Genomic DNA, 22,966 nt, shown 5'->3' with positions numbered 1-22,966 from the left:
CATTAATTAATCAAAATACTCGTTAGATCTTCGGTTATAAGGAATATAAACAATATGAAGGATATATCAGAACAAAAAATTCAACAGGTGAAATCACGTTTCACTTTTCTTGGCTCCATCACTTATCGTTCACAGTTTGGTGGATATGCTTTGTTGGTTGATGGGATCATGTTTGCACTTGTTTCTGATGGAGAATTGTATTTGCGTGCGAATGATCAAATTGAGAATATTTTTCAAACAAGAAAAATGTCTAATTTAGTTTATGCAAAAAGAGGGATGCCGATTTTATTGCGTTATTACTTCGTTGATTCGACATTATGGGAAGATCAAAATTTGCTTTTTTATTTTGTTCAACTGGCATACGAAAGCTCAAAAGCTGAAATGTTGAATAAAAAATCTCAGCCAGTCAGGCTTAAAGATTTACCTAATTTGAGTATTACTATTGAGAAATTACTGTGGAAAGTGGGGATCAAAAGCGCTGAGGAGTTAAAAATTAAAGGGGCAAAATGTACTTACCTTAAATTAAAATCTTTAAATAAATCATTAGGTTTTAACGTTCTCTTAGCTTTAGCTGGAGCAATAAGTGGTTATCATTGTGCAGTATTACCTTCAGTTTTGCGTAATGAATTACTTGAGTGGTATGAAGAAATAAAAAATCCCGAAAAAGGCTAAAAATTGTTTTTACGTTTACAAAACCAGTCTGAATAGAAACCGAGAAAAACTTTTATAAAATCGGCCCCGGAGTTTGATTGACTTTATGAGGTTAATGAAAAACTCTTTGAGTAGGCTAAGTATTCATTTAAACAGGATTTTTTGTACCATGAATTTTGCAAGATCAACGATTATAAATAAAATTCAATATATTAAAAATAATATAAAAACCATTCCAGATTATCCAAAATCAGGAATACAATTTCGCGACATTACCAGCTTATTGATTAACCCAGAAGCTTATACTGCAAGTATTGAAATTTTGGTAGAACACTACCAAACCCTTGAAATAAATAAAATTGTAGCTATTGAAGCAAGGGGATTTCTATTTGGTGCTCCTCTTGCTCTTGCTTTAGGTCTGGGTTTTATTCCTGTACGTAAACCTGATAAATTGCCGGGAGAAACCATTAGTGAAAATTATCATTTAGAATATGGTTTTGACCAATTACAGGTACACAAAGACAGTATTAATCCCGGTGATAAAGTGTTGGTGATTGATGACATACTAGCCACTGGTGGCACTATTGAAGCAACACTAAAACTTATCCGCAGGCTTGATGGGCAAGTTGCCCATGCTGCTTTTATTATTGAGTTACCTGCATTAGGTGGAAAAAAACGTTTAATTTCTCAAGGTGTTGAGTGTTACAGCTTAGTTTCATTTCAATAAACCCCTCAACTCAATAAATTATTAATTGAATGATTAAAGATAAATGAGCTATCAAGTCTTTGCCCGAAAATGGCGGCCACAAACTTTTTCCGAAGTGGTCGGCCAAGAACATGTTTTAACTGCACTTGTTAATAGCCTTTCTCTGGGGCGTATTCATCATGCGTATCTTTTATCTGGTACGCGTGGAGTAGGAAAAACCTCTATTGCTCGTTTAATAGCAAAAGGGCTGAATTGTACCAGCGGTATTACTGCCACTCCTTGTGGTAAGTGTATTCATTGTCAGGGAATAGAACAGGGACATTTTATCGATTTAATTGAAATTGACGCGGCATCTCGTACTAAAGTAGAGGATACACGTGAACTATTAGATAACTTGCCGTATTCCCCTACCCAAGGCCGCTTTAAAGTTTATTTGATAGATGAAGTCCATATGCTTTCACGGCATAGTTTTAATGCATTGCTGAAGACTTTAGAAGAACCGCCCTCTCATGTGAAATTCTTACTGGCAACCACTGAACCAAAAAAATTACCCGTCACTATTATTTCACGTTGTTTACAATTTCATCTCAAAGCATTAAATGCACTGGTTATTCTGAATCAGCTGGAAAAAATATTAGCGGCTGAAAAAATTGATAGTGATACCGAAGCGTTAAAACTATTGGCGAAAGCGGCCTCTGGTAGTATGCGTGACGCTTTGAGTCTTACCGATCAAGCGGTTGCTATTGGATCTGGGAAAGTGACCACTCAAATTGTTCGTGAAATGCTAACGATACTTGATGATGGGCAATCATTATCTATTATTGAGGCTCTGGCTAAAGCTGATGCTGAAAAAATAATGTTCGAGATAGAACAAACCGCTGCTGTTGGAAAAGATTGGGAAAATTTACTGATAGAAATGTTAAATTTATTCCATCGTATTGCTATCAAACAATTATTACCAGAGACTTCTTATAAAGAATACAATGAAGTAGAGCCAGAACATATTGAGCTTGGTTTATCTAAACTGGCCAGGACTTTGGCTCCTGAAGAGATTCAATTTTATTACCAAACGTTATTGATTGGGCGTAAAGAGCTTCCTTATGCGCCTAATCACCGTATGGGAGTGGAAATGACGCTTCTAAGAGCGTTAGCGTTTCATCCCAAAAAATCTTTTCCAGATTCAAAGTCTGAATCTATAAAAAAAAACTTTTTTGATAGCACCGAAAATTTTTCTATGCCACATTTGTCTAAACAAACGACTGAAAATGTGGAAGCCCTCAATAACAAAGCTCCAGAGACTCCTATAGTAGAAGTATTAAATACAACTAAAATATTAAAAACACGAACAAAATTACTAGAATTACAGTATGCGCCTACGTCTAAAAAAAAAGAGAATCTAAAAAATGAGCTATCCGTTCCTTTAGAAAAATTAATCGTTCAATCAAATTCATTCATTGCTAAAGCTAAAAAAAAAGAAATCGACGATTCGAATACACGCAAGTTGTTCTCTGAAAAAGAATTATCATCGACACAGAAAGTTTTATCTCCAGTATTAGAATATGAAAAATCACCGGAGTTGCTCTCTAAATTGCTGGAGGAGGTCATAAAGCGTGATCCTTGGGCGGCGGAAGTGGAACAATTAGGTTTGCCAAAATTGGTGCATCAACTTGCTTTAAATTCCTTTAAAAAGCAAACGATAAATCACAAAATTTACTTGCATTTACGCTCTGCTCAACGTCATCTAAATTCAGATTCAGCACATAAAATTCTTACTGAGGCCTTAAGTCATTTTTATAATAATATGGTTGAAATTATTATTATTGAAGATGATGATGAGTTACAATTGACTCCATGGGAGTTAAGGAAACGGATTTATGAGGAAATGCTGACAAAGGCATGTCAGTCAATCATAGCGGACGATACTATTCATACTCTCTGTGGGCTCTTTGATGCAGAGCTAGATAAAAATAGCATTCGCCCTATTTAACTTTTATATGAATAATTTAATATTATGTTGAGAGGTTTATTATGCTTGATAATAAAGAAATCTTCAAAGAAGCACAAAAAATGCAAGATAAAATGCAGGAAATTCAGGCAGAAATTGATAAATTAAAAATCACTGGGAAAAGTGGCAATGGTTTAGTCGAAATAGTGATCAATGGCGCTTGCAATTGCATTGAGGTTAAAATTGATTCAAGCTTACTGGTAAAAGAAACTGATAAAAAAGTTGTTGAAGAACTGGTTGCTGCTGCATTCAACCACGGAGTGAAACAGCTTTCAGAACAAAAAACAAAAAAAATCCAATTACTCTCTAAAAACATCTCTTTAACCTCAGATTTAAAATTACCATTCTAGCTCATGCAAACCAGTTTGGTTATTGAAGCTTTGATGGAATCATTACGCCATTTGCCTGGGGTAGGCCCAAAGTCTGCCCAACGTATGGCTTTTTACTTGCTACAAAGTGATCGCAGTAAGGGTATACGTTTAGCAGAGTCTTTATTAAAAGCGATGTCGGAAATTGGCCACTGTGGTGTGTGTCGTACTTTCACTGAACAACCTTGCTGTGATATTTGTTCTAATGTTTATCGAGAAAAAATGGGTCAAATCTGTGTCGTAGAAAGTCCTTCCGACATTTGCGCCATTGAGCAAACAGGGCAATTTTCTGGCCGTTACTTTGTTTTGATGGGACGCTTGTCACCTTTAGATGGTATTGGCCCCGATGATATTGGTTTGCCTTTACTTGAGCATCGATTATCTACAGAACCCATCAGGAAGTTATTTTAGCAATGAACCCCACAGTCGAAGGTGAAGCCACTTCGAACTATATTGCGCAAATGTGTGAGGAATACGGAATATCTGCGACTAAAATTGCCCATGGTGTACCTATCGGGGGTGATCTTGAGATGGTCGATGAGACTACTTTATCTCATGCACTAGTGGGACGACGGCCCATGAATTTTAACTGAGTAAAGTCGTTTTTATAAATATACTTGAGTTTATTTGGACTGCTTCTTAAAAGATAAATTAAATCAACAGTGGCCCAAGGCCAAAAATTATTTTTTTGTGAAAATCGAGTTTTTTATCATCGACTTTAATAAATAAAATTTGTAATTGATTTTTATTGATTATAAGCAAGAAAATAACGCAGACATTGAAGTTGCCTTCATGCTACATGAATAAATATTAAGGGTATAGGGTCAAACTAGACCTAAGTTCAACTATAAATCTTTGATAAAAAAAGTATACTTGGTTTCATGAATTTGAGAGAAAGTAAAAAAAATAAAATAACACCACCAGGGTCAACCAGGGTAATTTAAATAACACTACGGCAAATTCAGGTAATTAAATTTTTCTATCTTAATTAGTTTTAGCAGTCAAGAAATTATTATAAAAATAAAAACACCAGGAATCCCCGCTTAGGCATTTTACTTAACGCGGGGATTTTTTATTTCAAATGAAAAAAACGTTTTAAGAATTAAAATAACACAGACATTGAAGTTGCCTTCATGTTATATGAATAAATATTAAGGGTATAGCGTCAAACTAGACCTAAGTTTAACTATTAACTTTTAATAAAAAAATTATAATGAATGAGGCTTGGAAGAAATAAAAAAACCTGACCATTAAATAAGATCAGGTGCCAATTGGCTAATACTAGGGAAAACACAATGCCGGTATTATCATTTAATTAAGCTGTACCAGTCAAGAAATACTTATAAAATTTAAAACACCAGGGATCACTATTTGAATCAAATTCAAATAGTGATTTTTTTTATAGCATATGAAAAAATTTAAATTACTCTATTTCTTTATTAAGAATAATGATGAAAGTTTATTATTTTTAATTTTCTGTTGCTTAAATCAACTGAATTTTAAAACTTCAAGCATCAATGCTTTATGGCGCAAAGCATGATCATTGTAAATCAATTTTAAGTATTACTTATTAAAAAAGTATGATTAAATTTAATCATATACTTAATGATATGTAAAAAATTTCTATCATTATTTTTAATATCCAGCACTTGAAACAATTCTTTATTAACCCCATCTCGTATACACCCTTTTTTTAGTTTAGAAATCAATTGATAAAACATTTCTTTTTCTCTTTCATAGCAATAATTTAGATTGAGGTAACTTCATGAGTATGCAAGACCAGGAAACCCGTGGGTTTCAGTCTGAAGTAAAACAACTGCTTAGTTTAATGATCCACTCACTGTATTCCAATAAAGAAATTTTTTTACGTGAATTAATTTCCAATGCTTCTGATGCGGCGGATAAATTACGTTTTCGCGCGCTCTCCTCACCAGAATTGTACGAAGGAGAAGCCGAACTTCGTGTCCGCCTGTCTTTTGATAAAGATAAACGAACATTGACATTAAGCGATAATGGCATCGGCATGACCCGTGATGAAGTCATCGATAATCTCGGCACCATAGCAAAGTCTGGAACCAAAGCTTTTCTGGATTCACTCGGATCGGATCAATCGAAAGACAGTCAACTCATCGGTCAGTTCGGTGTTGGTTTTTATTCTGCCTTCATCGTTTCAGACACAGTCACAGTGCGCACTCGTGGTGCAGGCGTTGCATCTGAATTAGGTGTATTTTGGGAGTCAAAAGGAGAAGGGGATTACAACCTTGCCACCATCACAAAAGAAGATAGAGGCACAGAAATTACTCTGCATCTTAAAGAAGGAGAAGATGAATTTTTAAATGATTGGCGATTACGTTCTATCATCAGCAAATATTCTGACCATATTTCATTACCCGTTGAGCTTGAGTGTAAAAATAAAGACGAAAACCAGGAAGGCAGTGAAACAGAAAAAAATAATCTCCCTGACAAAACCCAAACTGTTGTTACATGGGAAAAAATTAATAAGGCCCAAGCACTCTGGACTCGTCGTAAATCGGAAATCACAGACGATGAGTATAAAGCCTTTTACAAGCATATTACTCATGATTTTACCGACCCGCTCAATTGGAGTCACAATAAAGTAGAGGGTAAACAGGAGTATACAAGCCTACTCTATATACCCGCTCAAGCACCTTGGGATATGTGGAATCGTGATCACAAACACGGCTTAAAACTGTATGTGCAACGTGTGTTTATTATGGATGATGCCGAACAATTTATGCCAAATTATTTGCGTTTTATTCGCGGATTAATCGATTCCAATGATTTACCATTGAATATTTCTCGTGAAATTTTACAAGATAATGAAGTGACTCAAAATTTAAAAAGCGCATTGACAAAACGTGCATTACAAATGCTGGAAAAACTGTCTACAGAAGACAGTGAAAAGTATCAGCAATTCTGGCAACAATTTGGTATGGCTTTAAAAGAAGGTCCCGCTGAAGATTTTGTTAATAAAGAAGCCGTCGCTAAATTATTACGATTTGCATCAACTTATACAGACAGCTCTCTTCAGAGTGTTTCTTTGGAAGATTATCTCGGTCGTATGAACGAGGGGCAGGAAAAAATTTACTTTATTACAGCAGACAGTTATGCCGCTGCAAAAAATAGCCCACATTTAGAATTATTCCGTAAAAAAGGGATTGAAGTTTTGCTGTTATCTGATCGTATTGATGAATGGATGATGAGTTATTTGACAGATTTTTCAGGTAAAAGCTTTCAATCTATTAGCAAATCAGATGAATCACTCAATAAGCTGGCTGATGAAGACCATCACGGTGAGCAGAAGGAAATAGAACAGGCGTTACAGCCTTTTATTGAGAGAGTCAAAACCTTGTTGGGTGAAAGGGTCAAAGAGGTTCGCTTTACCCATCGTTTAAGTGATACGCCGTCGATTGTGACAACAGATACTGATGAAATGAGCACTCAAATGGCAAAGCTGCTTGCTGCAGCGGGTCAAAAAGCGCCAGAGGTCAAATATATTTTTGAGTTAAACCCTAATCATTTATTAGTAAAACGGGCTTCAGAGGTCAGTGATGATACCCTGTTTGCTCAATGGATTAATTTATTATTGGATCAAGCTTTATTGACTGAGCGAGGTACGTTAGATGATCCCAATCAGTTTCTCCGAGCTGTGAACGAACTACTGATGGCTTAATCACTGCACACACTGTGCGAAGTGGCCGTTTATTTAAAACGGCCGCTGTTTTTATTTATCACTTCAATTTCCTTTTTATTCATGCCCTTTTGTCAGATCCACAAGAAATGCTATAGTCGCGGATTTTAATTAATGACTCATCTAATAAACAGTGAAGGAGATTAATGCCATGCGTATTATTTTGCTGGGGGCTCCAGGCGCTGGCAAAGGGACTCAAGCCCAATTTATTATGAAAAAGTACGGGATTGTACAAATTTCTACTGGTGACATGTTACGTGCCGCGGTAAAAGCCGGTACAAAATTAGGTCAGCAGGTTCAAGGTATCATGGCAGCAGGAAAGCTTGTCACTGATGATTTAGTGATTGCCTTGGTCAAAGAACGTATTCGTCAAGAAGATTGCAAAGAAGGTTTTTTATTGGATGGTTTTCCTAGAACTATTCCCCAAGCGGATGCAATGGCAGAAGCCGATATTAAAATTGATTATGTACTTGAATTGGTGGTGCCTGATGAATTTATAGTTGAGCGCATTTCAGGCCGGCGTGTCCACATGCCCTCTGGGCGAATTTATCATTTAAAATTCAATCCCCCTAAAATTACAGACAAAGACGATATGACGGGTGAATCCTTAACACTACGCAAAGATGATCAAGAAACCACGGTTCGTGAACGATTGCTGGAATATCACCAGCAAACAATGGCGTTAGTCGATTATTATCGTCAGCGCGCAAAGAGAGGGGATACAAAATATTTCAAATTAGATGGTACTCGAACAGTGAATGAAGTCAGTCAACAGCTGTCGAGTATCCTTGGTGAAAGTTAGATAGATTAATGAAATTTGAATCACGAGTGGCTCGATATCCTACTATATTAACAACCATTGTCATGCAGTATGCTAATAGTCAAAGTCAAAAGATTCACACTTTTAGCCGTTGTAAAAATACGCTGTATTTATTGCTTTATGGCTAAAATCTTAGAACGCCTTGCAACAAGCTAATCCAGTCATGATCGATACCATTCCTATAAAGATTCCAATAGGAAAAATACCAGCTCCTAAAGAAAAAATAATCGCTGCTATTCCCCCCATGATCATGGGTACCCCTGGTATCTTGCCGCATCCAGAGATATCCGGGGCTCGCATGTCAACGTCAGATTTCTCATAAGACTCCTGTTCATTTTGGTTTGTGTTGCGTAAGCCGGGCGTTGTCTGATTATTATTAACGCTAGTAACTGATGCCATAGAACTAATTTTTGATGGCTCCAAGCTTGTTGAACGAGTATTTGTTGCGCTAATAGATAGGGGACTTGTGGCTACCATAATGACCTCTTTTAAATTTAAAAATAAAGTTTAAGTGACGCTTTTTTATAAAACGCCATTCATCGATATCAAAAACGTTTTCAACCATACAATAAGTCACAATTAAAAAACATTTTTGGGGTCAGTAATCGACAAAATTAAGAAAAAAAACAAAAGAAAGGAAAAATTTTTTATTTTTTCAAATCTAAACGCCCATGACATTGCTTATATTTTTTGCCAGACTGGCAGGGGCAAGGGTCGTTTCGGCCTATTTTTTCGCCATTGATTTTGTGTTTTGATTCGCCTGCCAATTGTAATGTTTCTTCGTGATTTTGATGGCTCAATTCTTGTTGCTTCCCTGTCCGTTCTATTTCTTTCAAATATTGAAGTTCAAACGCTTTCACTTCTTCCGGCATACTGATCTGAATTTTACTGAGCAAGCTGATCACTTCATATTTTAATGATTCCAGCATAGAGGAAAACAGAGAGAAAGATTCCCGTTTATATTCCTGTTTGGGATCTTTTTGTGCATATCCCCGAAGGTGAATCCCTTGACGAAGATAATCCATCGCTGCTAAATGCTCTTTCCATGAAGAATCCAAGGTTTGCAACATGACGCTTTTTTCTAAACTGCGCATCATTTGAGCGCCTATCTTCTCTTCTTTTTGATGATGGCTTTCAATCACTTTCTGTAAAATACGGTCACGCAGGGTTTTCTCATGTAACTGAGGCTCTTCTTCTAACCATTGAGCCATAGGTAAATTCAGTTCAAAATCTTCTTTGAATCGTTGCTCCAAACCCTGAACATCCCACATTTCTTCTAAAGATTCAGGGGGAATATAACGATCAACCATCATCTGCAAGACATCTTCACGTATGTTGCTGATCGTTTCACTGATGTCGCTGGCGTCTAATAGCTCGTTACGTTGCCTGTAAATGGCTCGACGTTGATCGTTAGCAACATCATCGTATTCAAGCAGTTGTTTACGAATATCAAAGTTTCGGCTCTCTACTTTACGTTGCGCATTCTCAATCGCTTTGCTGACAAATGGATGTTCAATCGCTTCTCCAGGCGCCATCCCTAGTTTACGCATCATCCCGGACACACGTTCAGAGGCAAAAATGCGCATTAATGCATCTTCCATCGATAGATAAAAACGGGATGACCCTGCATCTCCCTGACGACCTGAACGGCCTCTCAGTTGATTATCAATACGGCGGGATTCATGACGTTCTGTACCAATAATGTGTAATCCTCCTGAGGCAAGTACCGCATCATGACGAATTTTCCAGGCTTCTTTAATCGCCATTATCTTTTTTTCAGAAGGATCAGTCAGAGCCGCTATTTCACTTTGCCAGCTGCCACCCAATACAATATCAGTGCCTCTCCCCGCCATGTTGGTGGCAATGGTGACCGCCCCAGGCTGGCCGGCCTGAGCAACAATTTCTGCTTCTTTTGCATGAAATTTTGCGTTTAAAACTTGATGTTGGATACCTGCTTTTTGTAGCTCAGAAGAGATAAGTTCTGATTTTTCAATGGAAATAGTGCCGACTAAAACCGGTTGCCCGTTGGCACTACGTGCGCGGATGTCTTTAATGATTGCCTCTATTTTTTCCTTTTCTGTCATATACACCAAATCCACTAAATCCTGGCGTATCATAGGCTGATTTGTAGGAATAACGATGGTGTCTAATTTATAAATAGATCTGAATTCAAACGCTTCCGTATCCGCAGTTCCTGTCATACCTGCTAATTTTTCATACAACCGGAAGTAATTCTGGAAGGTGATAGAGGCAAGGGTTTGATTTTCATTTTGAATGTGAACTCCTTCTTTGGCTTCAATTGCTTGATGCAAGCCATCAGACCAACGGCGACCTTCCATAGTGCGCCCCGTATGTTCATCCACAATCAGTATTTCATCTTTTTTAACAATATAATCCACGTTACGCATAAAAAGCACATGTGCCCGTAATGCCGCCGTGACATGGTGCATGAGAATAATATTGGCAGGGGAATAAAGTGATTCCCCTTCTTTCATTATGCTATTTTCTATTAACATTTTTTCGATTAAAACGAGGCCCCGTTCTGTTAAATGGACTTGACGGGATTTTTCGTCCACCGAAAAGTGCCCTTCACCTTTAAAGGTATCGGAATCTTCTTTTTCTTGTCGAATCAAGTGAGGTATCAGTGTATTGACCTGAATGTATCTATCAGAACTGTCATCAGTAGGACCAGAAATGATCAATGGTGTTCGAGCTTCATCAATCAAATTAGAATCGACTTCATCTACCAGTGCATAATATAGTTCCCGTTGGACACGCTCTTCTGGACTAAACACCATATTATCGCGCAGATAATCAAACCCATATTCGTTGTTAGTACCATAAGTGATATCAGCTTGATAAGCTTCACGTTTGCTATTCGAGTTCATGCCAGCGAGGTTAATACCTACAGTAAGCCCAAGAAATTCAAATAACGGACGATTATTTTCTGCATCTCGTTTGGCCAAATAATCATTGACCGTCACGATATGCACGCCTCGTCCGGTCAAAGCGTTTAAATAGGCCGGTAAAGTCGCTGTTAATGTTTTACCTTCACCTGTACGCATTTCTGCAATACAACGTTCATTGAGTACCATGCCTCCGAGGAGCTGAACATCAAAATGCCTCATATCAAAAACACGTTTACTGGTTTCTCGTACCACTGCAAAAGCTTTTGGTAGTAGACTCTGTAATGTCTCACCGGCCGCTAAACGTTCGCGAAATTGAGAAGTTTGAGCAGATAATTCTTCATCCGATAATTGTTCAATTTTTGATTCCATGCTGTTGATCAGATCAACGACTTTATGCATGCGACGCAAAGTACGCTCATTACGGCTGCCAAATACTTTAGTGAGTAATTTGATTAACATGATGATGAGTATCTCTAAAAGACAAAAGGTTCAAGAAAGAAGATGAATGTTGTACAGTATTTTGGTTGAAGCAAAACGATTTTATCATCAAACAGGTTTAAAACATGCCAAAACGTGAAAGCCGACCACAACGACTCAATATTTTGCTCCAAAAAGAAAGCCCGGAAGATAGGCTTGAATATCTTTTATCGCAACCCGATCAAACTAAAAACATAGAGCAACATGCCCTTGGATTGCTTAAGTTGAATGCGGTTGTAAAAAAATTATTGTCACCCCCTTTACAGCCATGGTGCCGTGTCGCCAATTATCGACAAAATATTTTAGTATTAGACATCGCTAATGGAAGCTGGATGATGCGTTTACGTTATGAACAGCTTAACCTTCTCTCAGCATTGAGAAAACAAATTTTACCATCATTGTGCTCAATCCACATCAGGATTAATCCGATCTTAATGTTAGAATTTCACAATACGAAACAAAAACTCGAAGGAATGAAAAAAAAAGAAACCGATGAATCAAACAGCCGCTGCCTGAGCTTGAAAACAGCCGAGTTATTAGTGAACCTGGCGAGCAGGAGTCCGAAAAAGCTCAGCGATGCCTTAAAACGTTTAGCGGGGTTAGTAAAAAACTCGACATCCCCGCCGCCGATCTAAATGAGGAAAATCTCAAGCAGTACCAGCAAACCTCTTCAGATGAGGCGTGCTTAATAAGGGGACTGATGTATCTCCCCTACTGCACGACCAGAAGGATCGGCGCTATCTTTGAAAGACGCATCCCATTCCATTGCTTTCGCGGAAGAACAAGCCACCGAAGGCCCGCCTGGAACGCATTCTGCAGCCGATGGCAGCGGAAATAATTCCTGAAATATCTCACGATACAAATAGCCTTCTTTCGATGTTGGAGGGTTGTGAGGAAAACGAAGATGTGCTGTTTCAAGCTGTTGATCGCTGATTTGCTGATTTGCCTTTTCTTTTAAAGAGTCTATCCAACTGTAACCCACGCCGTCAGAAAATTGCTCTTTTTGACGCCAGGCCACTTTTGCAGGCAAGTCAGACTGAAAGCATTCGCGTAAAATATGTTTTTCTATTTTTCCATGACCACACATTTTGTCTTTTGGATTAATGCGCATCGCCACATCCAGAAAATGTTTATCCAAAAAAGGGACTCGAGCTTCCACACCCCATGCTGCCATCGCTTTATTCGCTCGAGCACAATCGTACATATGTAATGACAGTAATTTTCGTACTGTCTCTTCGTGAAATTCTTGCGCATTAGGCGCTTTATGAAAATAAAGATAGCCTCCAAAAATTTCATCCGATCCTTCACCAGAGAGCACCATTTTGATCCCCATGGCTTTAATTTTGCGAGCCATTAAATACATGGGCGTAGACGCACGAATAGTGGTGACATCATAGGTTTCAACGTGATAAATCACATCTCGTATCGCATCTATACCCTCTTGAACAGTGAAATGAATTTCATGATGAACTGTGCCGAGCGCTTTTGCCACTTCCTTTGCAGACGATAAATCAGGAGAGCCCTCCAGACCTACAGCGAATGAATGCAGTTGTGGCCACCAAGCCTCAGTATGCTGGTTGTTTTCCACTCTGCGTGCCGCGAATTTTTTGGTGATAGCGGAAATAATAGAAGAATCTAAACCGCCTGAAAGCAGTAATCCATAAGGGACATCCGTCATCAAATGACTTTTTACGGCATCTTCTAATGCCTGCGTCAGTTGTTTTGGATCTGTTGTATTCTCTTTGACTTGATGATAATCAAACCAGTCTCTCTGATAATAGGAGGTGATTTCTTTATTTTGGCTCCAAAAATAACTGCCTGGAGGAAACTCTTTTAATGTTTGACACACAGGCACCAGCGCTTTCATTTCAGAAGCCACAAATAGTGTGCCATTCTCGTCCTCTCCCATATATAAGGGAATAATCCCTAAGTGATCACGCCCGATTAAAAAGGTGCCTTTTTCTTCGTCATAAAGGATGAAGGTAAACATTCCCTGAAGCTCATCTAAAAACGGTTCTCCTTTTTCTTGATAAAGCGCCAAAATGACTTCACAGTCTGAATCCGTTTGGAATTCATATCGTTCTTTATATTTTTCCCGTAATGCTTGATGATTATAAATTTCACCATTGACTGCAAGAATATGGGTTTTTTTCGCGTTATAAAGAGGTTGAGCGCCTCTATTGGTGTCAACAATGGATAAACGTTCATGTACCAAAATAGCTTTATCAGAAGCATAAACACCGGACCAATCCGGGCCACGGTGTCGCATCAGTCGCGACATTTCCAACCCTTTTTTTCGTAATTCGGCTGGGTCTGTTTTTAAGTTCAACACTCCAAAAATAGAACACATAGTCATTTTCCTGTTAATCTGCAATAAAACGTTTTGTTTCAGTTAAAACCTGCAATAAAAGTGATAATTCTGACGTATCATTTTGGATCAAAATCCCATTTTGATCATAAGTATGGTAACTGCCATTGTCATCCAGAGCGATCGTTTTCCTGGGCGTCACTACGAGTAGTTCTTTATTTTTTTTTGTTAATATCCAGGGATATAGTCTTTCAGGTGTAAAAAGATTTTCACCTTGCGAATACTCCTTGACTACCGTTTTAGTATGCAACAATTTTTGCATGATCGTCGCCATAATATCCTGATGGCTGGTTAATTTATGGATGATTTGAGTAGAGATGTTGGGCCAATAAACGATCAGAGGCACCTTAGAAGGAATTCTTTTATTTTGATTTTCTGCAGCTGCATATGCGCCTGTAATAATAATGACCGTTTTAGTGAACTGAGGATCTTTTTTCAGGACATCTATCATCTCTGAAATCTGTTGATCAATATTTTTTATACGCGTTTCATCAGGCTCTAGAGCGGTTGAGGCAGTGTTAAAATGAATATAAGAAAACCATGGGCGGGTATTTAATTTTTTACTAAACCATTCATACCATTCTTCAGTGGTTTTTCGGTTGCTCTGTAACATAGGCGAAGGCAAAGAAAAGTCTGTGAATAGAGCCTGTCTATACAGAGGGTTTTTAAAACCATCAGAGGAAAATAATCCAAATTGATAGCCTTGTGCCTCTAACGAGCGAATGAGTACAGAGGGTTTTCGAGTAAAGAAGATGCTATCAAGATAAGTGGAGGAAATGCCATAAAATAGCCCCAATAATCCAGTCTCTTCTTTACTACCTGAGCTGTAATGATTTTTAAATTGAAGATGAGCCTCAGCAGATGCGGCCGTTTTAGGCATCGCCTTTTCAAAATAAGGGGTATTGATGCCATTAATCACAATCAACAATAAATTGTAGCCACTTCCTTTATCGTCAAAAGTCACTTTACTCAGGGGATATTCTATCGATGGCGCATTCAGTTTGTCATTTTCTATGAGCTGTTTTTCATATTTTTGTTGATTTAATAAACCATGTTTTTGCAAAAATTTTCGGGCCGTCATGGGATAAGACAAAGGAAGATTTGATCTTTGCATAGTAATAGGTCGGTAAAAATTCGCATCAGCCCAACTGTATAAAATATGAGAAGTGCAGAAAGCAGTAATAAACAACCCTATTAATAAATTAACAAATATTTTTTTTGTGAATTTTCTTAATTTTTGCCAACAAAAAATACTAAATAACATCTCAATCAAAAAGACAATTGGGATGGCAATAAATAAACACTGCCAATCCCGGCTCATTTGGGTTTGTTCAGGGTTAATTAAAAACGCCCATATCATGGGCGTCATATGTAAATGAAAGCGAGTGAAAGTTTCAGCATCAATAAGTAGTAATGCCAGCCCTGATGTCGCAAGAATAACGGAAAAAAATCGAAGTAAGCGTTGAGAGAAAATAATGAAGGTTAACGGAAATAAGGTTAAAATATAAATCACAAAAACAATAAAGCTAAAATGCCCAAGCCAACTGACCAAGGCATAAACACGCCCCAAAAGAGAAGTGGGCCAGTCAGATACAAATAAATATCGACTGCCCAATATTAAAGTTAAAAATATGTTAAAGAGAACAAACCAATGCCCCCAGCTGATCATCTGAGAGAGTTTTTCTCGATAATGCTGACGCTTCATGAGCAAAATGGTCAATGGCTTTATATGCAATTTTTTGCTCAATTTTTTATCCTTAACTTAATGAAACTATTTATTTTTTGATTAAAACATCTATGTCAATCAATGGCATCAGGCATTGCAGTACTTGATCAAAAATCTGGTCTCTGCTTTGACAAAAAATACGGATTTTCTGCTTTTTCAAGATGACATTTGAATCCGGATAAGATAATAGCGTTCGCTCTCGGATATAGATTTTTGATATTAATGATCACCCATTGCCGCAATACTAAAACCGCCATCTACATGTAATATCTCACCGGTAATGCCCGCTGCTAAATCAGAACACAAAAAAGCGGCTGAATTCCCAACATCTTCGATGGTCACTGTACGACGAATGGGGGCCGTTTTTTCAAATTGTGTCAGCATTTTTCGAAAATCCGAAATACCGGAGGCGGCTAATGTACGAATAGGACCCGCAGAAATACCATTGACTCTGATCTGTTTTGGCCCTAAGTCATTGGCCATATAACGGACATTCGCTTCGAGAGAAGCTTTGGCTAAACCCATCACGTTGTAATTTGGGATCGCTCGCTCAGCACCTAAATAGGTTAAGGTCAGTAAAGCCGCGTTTTCGTTGAGCATATTTTGACAGGCTTTCGCCAAAGCAACGAAGCTATAGCTACTGATATCATGTGCAATTTGAAAGCCTTCACGAGTGACCGCTTTAATATACCCCCCTTCTAATTGATCTCTAGGAGCAAAACCAATCGAGTGCACAAAACCATCAAATTTAGGCCAATGTTGAGATAATTCCAGGGACAAACCCTCGATGCTTTTATCTTCGGCAACATCACAAGGAAAAACCAATGTTGACCCCAAATTTTGGGCAAATTCTTCTACTCGATATTTTAATTTTTCATTTTGATAAGTAAAGGCCAGCTCAGCCCCTTGACGTTTCATGGCTTGAGCTATTCCATAAGCAATAGAAAGCTTGCTGGCAATACCTGTGATGAGAATACGTTTTTCGGCAAGAAAACCCATAGTGATTATCCTTATTTGATGATTTTGACGGAATGAGGCTGCCAGAAAAATAGGCGAACCCTATATTTATTTTTAAAATCAATGCATTCGCATATTAAAAATCTTTATTGTCTTGACGCCAGGCCTCCGCCGTTAATGCCTGACCAAAATGGCTTGTGATTAAGCTTTGAGTAACATGATGTAAAGGCGAAGCCAAAACTTCAGCGGTGTGACCATGCTCTATAATTTCCCCCTCGCTCATGACTATCAGTTGATCACTGATGTGTTTGATGATGCCAAGATGTTGAGTGATATAAATATAGGAAATACCGTGTTTTTCTTGTAATTCAAGCATCAAATTAATCATTTGAGCTTGCATCGGCATATCCAGTGAAATCAAAATTTCATCGGCAATGATCACTTTAGGTTGCAAAATAAGCGCATAGGCTAAGGCGATACGTTGTTTTTGACCTGAAGCGAGCATATGAGGGTAATCATTCGCATGTTCTACAGATAAACCGACCTGCCGTAAAATTTGATGTATTTGTTTTTTACGTTCTAAATCCGTTAAACAGGTGTGCAATTTAAGCGGGATATTCAATAATTCTCCCACTCTTTGACGTGGATTAAGTGATATATCCGGATTGGGTAAGATCATCCGTATTTGTTTGCTACGATAAGCATAATCACCATACTGAAGAGGATGGCCATTGAGTAATAACTCCCCTTCAGTTTGCTCGATCCTGCCTGATAATATTTTGGCGAGTGTGGATTTGCCCGAGCCGCTTTTGCCTATCACTGCCAAGGTTTTACCTTCTTTTAAAGTAAAACTGACAGATTTCAATGCTTCATCAGATTTTTGAAAAAATAACCCTGTACGGTAGTAGAAAATTTTGCTGAGGTTACGCGCTTCAAGCAGACAGTCCGACATTATTGCTCTTCCATGTTTAACGGAAAATGACAGGCAAAAGCGTGATTTTTTATCTGTCTTAATTCAGGCGTTTTAATACAGATTTTTTGTGCATAAGGGCAACGAGGCCCTAAACGACAACCGATGGGTAAATGATCTAATGAAGGAATAACGCCAGGTAAAGTATTCAGACGGCTTTTATGTGGCAGGGAATGTCCGAAGTTAGGCATTGAGCGGATCAGGGCTTGAGTGTAAGGATGATGAGGCGTGTTTAATAATTCATGCCGACCCGCGCTTTCTACTGTTTGGCCGCAATATAATACATTAATTCGATCTGCCCAATGGCTTATCATGTGTAGATCGTGACTGATCAATAAAATAGTGGTGCCATTATTTTTATTTAAACGTGTTAAAAGACGAAAAATTTGTGCTTGGGTTGTTGACTCCATCGAGTTGGTGGGCTCATCTGCAATCAAAAGTCGGGGTTGATTCGCCAATGCAATGGCGATCATGACTTTCTGGCATTCTCCTTGTGTTAATTGATAAGAATAATTTTTCATCATTTTTTTCGGATCTTTAATACCAACCCGATGAAGTAATTCAAAGGCACGCCGCAAGCGCCAGCGAAACACTTGCCACCAACGGCCTTTGTAGGTTGAGCCTGGTATTGATTGAATCAATTGTGTGCCAATATTTTTTGCAGGGTTCAAGCAAGACTGAGGCTCTTGAAATATCATCGAAATATTTCGGCCTATTAATTTGTGCCTTGCACGAGGGGATAATTTTAATAAATCAATATCATTGAAACGAAAACGATCAGCCGTGATTCGCCAGCTTTCTTTACTCACACCGCAAATGGCTTTGGCAATCAAACTTTTGCCAGAGCCAGATTCACCCACTACACCTCTTATTTCGCCCTCAGTTAATATCATACTGACCCTGTCAACCGCTTTTACAGGGCCACCTGCCGTCATAATGGTAATGGTCAGATTACGAATATCAAGTAGTGGCATCAGTGCACACTCTTATTTATGGCTCTGTATAAGCCATCGCCTACTATATTAACCAAAAGAATACTGATTGAAATCAATATACCAGGCAAAAAAACCGCCCAAGGGGCTACTCTCAGTAAATGTATCGAGCTGCCTAACATGGCTCCCCATTCTGATGAGGAAAAAGGGGCACCCAGATTTAAAAAACCAAGCGCCGAAATATCAAGGATCGCCATGGATAAAGATCGTGTTAATTCCATCACCAAAGTTGCAGAAATATTAGGCAAAATAATGCTGAACAAAATATATAATTTTGAGGCACCATCCAGACGAACCGTGATCACATATTCTTTATCCAGCTCATCACGGATCAGATGATAAACAGTGCGGGTCATTCTCGGTAAAATCGCCAAAAAAACCGCCAGGGTTGCGTTGAATAAAGAGGGAGCTGATAAAGCCACAATCAGGAGAGCTATCAATAAAGAAGGAAGAGCAAATAAAGTATCAAAAATATGTTTCATTATGAACGCCGTAAAACCTCGACTCATCCCCCCCAATGCGCCTGTCAGTAAGCTCAATAACGCGGCGATACAAGTAACCAGTAATGCTGATCCAAAGGTCATCGCTGCTCCTGACAATAAACGGCTCAAAATATCTCTTCCTCGATCATCCGTACCAAGAAAAAAAGACACGCTCCCATTATGTGACCAAGAAGGCGGCAATAAGATCTGACTTTCAAAAACCAGATCAGCAGAATAAGGGGCAATCAGGTGTCCAAAAATACAAAGTAGCACCAAACAGAGAACACCATAAAAACCAGTCATACTCAGTATATCTGTGTGAAAAATCTGCCAGATCGTCTTTAAAATACCGGGTGGTTTTTTTTCACTATAAACGTTTTCAATGCTATCGAAGGGCATACCATTCCTTTTTTTGTGGAGGGGCCATGAGGATGCCTAAAAGATCTGCAATCAGATGGATGATCAACACAGCCGAACCTATTGCAGTGACAGCGGCCGAGAGCACCGCATAATCTTTATCAGTCAGCGCGTTTATCAGCCAGGATCCCAATCCTGGGCAATCAAAAATGACTTCGATGATCATCGCCAAACTTAACATGGTTGAAAACTGCCAGCCTAGCTTGGTCATGATGGGAGGCAGTGCATTAGGTAAAATGTGATAAAAAACCATGGTCAAAAGAGATAATCCCCGTGTTGCCGCTGCTTTAATATAATTTTGATTCATCACATGACAGGTACTGATACGTAATAAGCGTATGACTTCAGTACAGGAGGGGATGGCCAATACAGTGACAGGCAGAATGAGATGTTTTAACGTATTCATCATATGCTCTTTTCTATTGGTTGTAGAAAACCAGCTGTCTATCAAAGACAGACCCGTGACCTGTTGAATGTGATTTAAAGTTGAAAAATGTCCGAACGAAGGTAACCAATTCAAGTGCAGGGAAAAAAAAAGGATGAAAAGTAATGCCAATACAAATACAGGTATGGAAAATCCGATGAACGCTAAAAAACTGATCACGGTATCTGGCCACCTCCCTTTCGTTATACCTGCTGTTATGCCCAATGGAACGCCTAAAAACAAGGCCAGCAAAAACGCAAGAAAACATAATTCCATGGTAGCGGGGAAAATCACTGCGATTTGATCTTTGATCGATTGCCCGTTGGTCTTTGAAACACCAAAATCCCATTGTAATAGATCGTTAAAAAAATGATAAAAAGCTTGTTCCAGGGACATATGGTGCAGGGGCGCTAAAACAGGAAAAAATTTTAGGCTAAAACTGATGAGCAACAGTATCGGCAGAATCATAAAAAACAGTAAAACGCGATGTAAAGCCAAAATGATCATGATATCAGTACTTTTTGTTTTGATGATGCCCTCGTGCTTTCGCCAAAGCGAAAAAGCAGACATTCCCCTGGCATCATTTTGTTCCATGTTTCGTTGGTGGTGAGTCGCTCAGTCGCTATTACAGTCACCACATCATCAGAGTTGGTCTGTTGTTGAAAATCCACTTCTATATCTTGATCTAATAAAGTGGCTTTGCCAAAAGGCGCACGACGGGTAATCCAGAACAATTTGGTTGCGCAGAAGGCCATAAGATATTCTCCATCAGACAGTAACATATTAAAAATTCCTGATTTTGTTAATTGGGTTGATAACTCTTCAATAAAATAAAAAACAGATGACCAACACTTAGGAATAGAATGATAACGCTGTGATAATTGGCTGAGTATCCAACAGAACGCATATTCACTGTCTGTGTTCCCAATAGGTGTTATAGCGCCTGTATCCAGCTGTTCGTAATCTTTGAGTTGGCCATTATGAGCGTAAGTCCAGTATCGCCCGAATAAAGCCCTGGTAAACGGATGTGTATTTTCTAATGAGACAGAGCCGGTGTTAGCTTGTCGAATATGTGAGATCACGGTGCGGGATTTAATAGGATAATCTTGTATAAAACGAGCAATAGGCGAATGGAAGCAAGCCTGAGAATCTTTGAATGTGCGGTATCCGTAGCCTTCGTATAGAGTGATGCCCCAGCCGTCTTTATGAGGGCCTGTACCCCCACCACGTTGAATAAGCCCTGTAAAGCTAAAGCAAATATCTGTGGGTACATTGGCACTCATACCCAGCAATTCACACATGGCCTTCCTCCTTTAAAAAAGTGAGAGATTCGTTGTTGATGTCCATTTTTTGTTCAATCAGAAGAATCAATATATGTATTATTTTAATGTGAATTTCTTGAATACGATCAGCATACCCCTGATGAGGCACACAAATTTTGACATCAGCAAGGTTTGACATTGCACCACCCATCTGCCCCGTCAAAATAATGACTTTCATTTTTTTTTGTCGTGCTGACTGGATGGCCTTAATGATATTTTTAGAATTACCCGAGGTAGACAAAGCGAATAATACATCGCCTTCACAACCCACTGAGTCTACATAACGAGAAAAGACATGCTCATAACCAAAATCATTCCCGACACAAGAAATATGACTGACATCAGAAATAGCAATGGCCGGATACCCGGGGCGATTTTCGCGATAACGCCCCGTTAGTTCCTCAGCAAAATGCATCGCATCACAGTGAGAGCCCCCATTACCGCATGAAATGACTTTTTTACCTGCTTGAAAGGCATCAACCAGCAAAAAAGCCGCCTGTCTAACAGGATCAAGATTTTTATCATCGCTCATAAACTGATTTAAAATCTGAGCTGCTTGCTGTAATTCAAAACGAATTAAATCAATACACATGATCTTCTCTCTATTGATGCGGTAAGGGTGTTTAAGCCATCAGAACAAGCTCATTGGTTGATGCTTGAATCTTCTTTTTTCAATGTTACAATGCGGCCATTTATTTTATTGCATCCTGCGATTAAATTAACCCTTAATAGAAACTATCTCAAGAATGATTAGTATCACATACTAAAAATTGATGAGAGGAGGTTTACATGATGAAAGAAATGCCCACTCTGGCTTTAATGCCTCAGGGCAGCCTGGAAGCTTATCTTAGAGTATCGAATTCTTATGCGATGCTTACCGAAGAAGAAGAACGGGCTTTAGCGGAACGTCTTCATTCTCACGGCGATTTAAATGCCGCCAGGCAGCTTATTTTATCTCATTTACGTTTTGTCGCACACATCGCTCGTCATTACTCTGGCTACGGTCTTCCGCAAGCTGACTTGATTCAAGAAGGCAATATCGGCTTGATGAAAGCGGTTCGACGTTTTAACCCGAACATGGGTGTACGCCTGGTTTCTTTTGCGGTTCACTGGATCAAGGCAGAAATTCATGAATACGTTTTACGTAACTGGCGAATCGTTAAAGTGGCGACCACCAAAGCTCAACGCAAACTTTTCTTTAATTTGCGCAAAGCGAAGCAACGTTTGGGCTGGTTTAGTCAAAACGAAGTTGACATGGTGGCGAAAGAATTAGGCGTGACCAGTAAAGATGTTCGAGAAATGGAATCACGTATGTCAGCACAGGATATGGCATTTGAATTACCATTAGAAGATGAATCCCGAGAGGGTCAATCGCCAGCGCCTGTGATGTATCTAGAAGATAAAAATTCTGATTTTGCAGATAATATCGAAAAAAATAATTGGGGAGATCATGCGGCTGACAGTCTATGGGTTGCATTAAAAGGTTTGGACGAACGTAGCCAGGATATTATTCGCGCCCGTTGGCTGGATGATGACAACAAATCGACGTTACAGGAGTTAGCTGATCGCTATGGTGTATCTGCTGAACGGGTTCGTCAATTAGAAAAAAATGCGATGAAAAAATTACGTTTATCCATAGACATTTAATTTGTCAGCAAGG

20 protein-coding genes and 1 pseudogene are annotated in these 22,966 nt (G+C 38.8%); 10 read left to right on the top strand and 11 right to left on the bottom strand.

Annotated elements, in window-relative coordinates; all coding sequences use genetic code 11:
* The first annotated feature begins 54 nt into the window (after window positions 1-54).
* The 8 genes and pseudogenes from AACL23_RS07020 (at window position 55) to AACL23_RS06985 (ending at window position 8,390) form a co-directional block, all read left to right on the top strand.
* Window positions 55-672: a TfoX/Sxy family DNA transformation protein gene (locus tag AACL23_RS07020; protein WP_015874396.1), complete on the top strand. Its 618-nt coding sequence runs from the start codon at window positions 55-57 to the stop codon at window positions 670-672.
* Window positions 673-820: 148 nt separating this feature from the next.
* On the top strand, window positions 821-1,378 hold the full coding sequence (apt, locus tag AACL23_RS07015) for an adenine phosphoribosyltransferase (RefSeq protein ID WP_015874397.1): 558 nt from the start codon (window positions 821-823) through the stop codon (window positions 1,376-1,378).
* 43 nt (window positions 1,379-1,421) lie between these two features.
* Window positions 1,422-3,344: a DNA polymerase III subunit gamma/tau gene (gene dnaX, locus AACL23_RS07010; protein ID WP_100096972.1), complete on the top strand. Its 1,923-nt coding sequence runs from the start codon at window positions 1,422-1,424 to the stop codon at window positions 3,342-3,344.
* A 41-nt stretch (window positions 3,345-3,385) separates the two neighbouring features.
* A complete protein-coding gene (locus tag AACL23_RS07005; RefSeq protein ID WP_015874399.1) occupies window positions 3,386-3,712 on the top strand; it encodes a YbaB/EbfC family nucleoid-associated protein in 327 nt (108 codons plus the stop codon).
* A gap of 3 nt (window positions 3,713-3,715) precedes the next feature.
* Window positions 3,716-4,323 (top strand): annotated as a pseudogene (gene recR, locus AACL23_RS07000) (recombination mediator RecR).
* A gap of 1,172 nt (window positions 4,324-5,495) precedes the next feature.
* Window positions 5,496-7,424: a molecular chaperone HtpG gene (htpG, locus tag AACL23_RS06995; protein WP_100096971.1), complete on the top strand. Its 1,929-nt coding sequence runs from the start codon at window positions 5,496-5,498 to the stop codon at window positions 7,422-7,424.
* 169 nt (window positions 7,425-7,593) lie between these two features.
* Window positions 7,594-8,244 carry an adenylate kinase gene (adk, locus tag AACL23_RS06990; RefSeq protein ID WP_015874406.1) on the top strand — a complete coding sequence of 217 codons (651 nt, stop codon included), beginning with the start codon at window positions 7,594-7,596 and terminating at the stop codon, window positions 8,242-8,244.
* An 8-nt stretch (window positions 8,245-8,252) separates the two neighbouring features.
* Entirely contained in the window at window positions 8,253-8,390 is a 138-nt protein-coding gene (locus AACL23_RS06985; RefSeq protein WP_158530993.1) for a hypothetical protein, read from the top strand.
* A 4-nt stretch (window positions 8,391-8,394) separates the two neighbouring features.
* On the opposite strand, the gene AACL23_RS06980 is transcribed toward AACL23_RS06985, so the two are convergent.
* Both AACL23_RS06980 and secA read right to left on the bottom strand, forming a co-directional pair.
* Window positions 8,395-8,739 (bottom strand): hypothetical protein, encoded by a 345-nt coding sequence (locus AACL23_RS06980; protein ID WP_339050885.1) that lies wholly within the window; start codon window positions 8,737-8,739, stop codon window positions 8,395-8,397.
* Window positions 8,740-8,909: 170 nt separating this feature from the next.
* On the bottom strand, window positions 8,910-11,630 hold the full coding sequence (gene secA, locus AACL23_RS06975) for a preprotein translocase subunit SecA (protein ID WP_339050883.1): 2,721 nt from the start codon (window positions 11,628-11,630) through the stop codon (window positions 8,910-8,912).
* A 104-nt stretch (window positions 11,631-11,734) separates the two neighbouring features.
* On the opposite strand from secA, the gene AACL23_RS06970 reads away from it, so the two are divergent.
* Complete coding sequence (locus AACL23_RS06970) at window positions 11,735-12,283, top strand: DUF721 domain-containing protein (protein WP_015874408.1); 549 nt, start codon at window positions 11,735-11,737, stop codon at window positions 12,281-12,283.
* Window positions 12,284-12,333: 50 nt separating this feature from the next.
* On the opposite strand, the gene asnB is transcribed toward AACL23_RS06970, so the two are convergent.
* From asnB to lpcA, 9 genes are all read right to left on the bottom strand, one after another.
* Window positions 12,334-13,998, bottom strand: a complete 1,665-nt coding sequence (gene asnB, locus AACL23_RS06965; protein WP_339050881.1) for an asparagine synthase B — start codon at window positions 13,996-13,998, stop codon at window positions 12,334-12,336.
* Window positions 13,999-14,011: 13 nt separating this feature from the next.
* Window positions 14,012-15,727 (bottom strand): LPS biosynthesis-modulating metalloenzyme YejM, encoded by a 1,716-nt coding sequence (gene yejM / locus AACL23_RS06960; RefSeq protein WP_339051621.1) that lies wholly within the window; start codon window positions 15,725-15,727, stop codon window positions 14,012-14,014.
* 234 nt (window positions 15,728-15,961) lie between these two features.
* Window positions 15,962-16,741 (bottom strand): enoyl-ACP reductase FabI, encoded by a 780-nt coding sequence (gene fabI / locus AACL23_RS06955; protein ID WP_100096966.1) that lies wholly within the window; start codon window positions 16,739-16,741, stop codon window positions 15,962-15,964.
* 94 nt (window positions 16,742-16,835) lie between these two features.
* Complete coding sequence (locus tag AACL23_RS06950; RefSeq protein ID WP_100096965.1) at window positions 16,836-17,651, bottom strand: ATP-binding cassette domain-containing protein; 816 nt, start codon at window positions 17,649-17,651, stop codon at window positions 16,836-16,838.
* Window positions 17,651-18,643 carry a putrescine export ABC transporter ATP-binding protein SapD gene (gene sapD / locus AACL23_RS06945; protein WP_339050877.1) on the bottom strand — a complete coding sequence of 331 codons (993 nt, stop codon included), beginning with the start codon at window positions 18,641-18,643 and terminating at the stop codon, window positions 17,651-17,653. The genes AACL23_RS06950 and sapD overlap by 1 nt, the downstream gene beginning before the upstream one ends.
* A complete protein-coding gene (sapC, locus tag AACL23_RS06940; RefSeq protein ID WP_339050875.1) occupies window positions 18,643-19,542 on the bottom strand; it encodes a putrescine export ABC transporter permease SapC in 900 nt (299 codons plus the stop codon). Before sapC ends, sapD begins: the two co-directional genes overlap by 1 nt.
* Window positions 19,529-20,491, bottom strand: a complete 963-nt coding sequence (locus AACL23_RS06935) for an ABC transporter permease (protein WP_015874415.1) — start codon at window positions 20,489-20,491, stop codon at window positions 19,529-19,531. Before AACL23_RS06935 ends, sapC begins: the two co-directional genes overlap by 14 nt.
* A complete protein-coding gene (locus AACL23_RS06930; RefSeq protein WP_100103603.1) occupies window positions 20,488-21,285 on the bottom strand; it encodes a class II glutamine amidotransferase in 798 nt (265 codons plus the stop codon). The genes AACL23_RS06935 and AACL23_RS06930 overlap by 4 nt, the downstream gene beginning before the upstream one ends.
* Complete coding sequence (gene lpcA, locus AACL23_RS06925; RefSeq protein WP_100096963.1) at window positions 21,278-21,898, bottom strand: D-sedoheptulose 7-phosphate isomerase; 621 nt, start codon at window positions 21,896-21,898, stop codon at window positions 21,278-21,280. Before lpcA ends, AACL23_RS06930 begins: the two co-directional genes overlap by 8 nt.
* A gap of 197 nt (window positions 21,899-22,095) precedes the next feature.
* On the opposite strand from lpcA, the gene rpoH reads away from it, so the two are divergent.
* On the top strand, window positions 22,096-22,953 hold the full coding sequence (rpoH, locus tag AACL23_RS06920; RefSeq protein ID WP_015874417.1) for an RNA polymerase sigma factor RpoH: 858 nt from the start codon (window positions 22,096-22,098) through the stop codon (window positions 22,951-22,953).
* Window positions 22,954-22,966 lie beyond the last annotated feature (13 nt).

This window comes from Candidatus Williamhamiltonella endosymbiont of Tuberolachnus salignus (assembly GCF_964019775.1).
Classification (GTDB): Bacteria; Pseudomonadota; Gammaproteobacteria; order Enterobacterales; family Enterobacteriaceae; genus Hamiltonella; species Hamiltonella defendens.
Note: the sequence above shows the minus strand (reverse complement) of the source record. Positions and strands in the feature narration are given on the sequence as shown.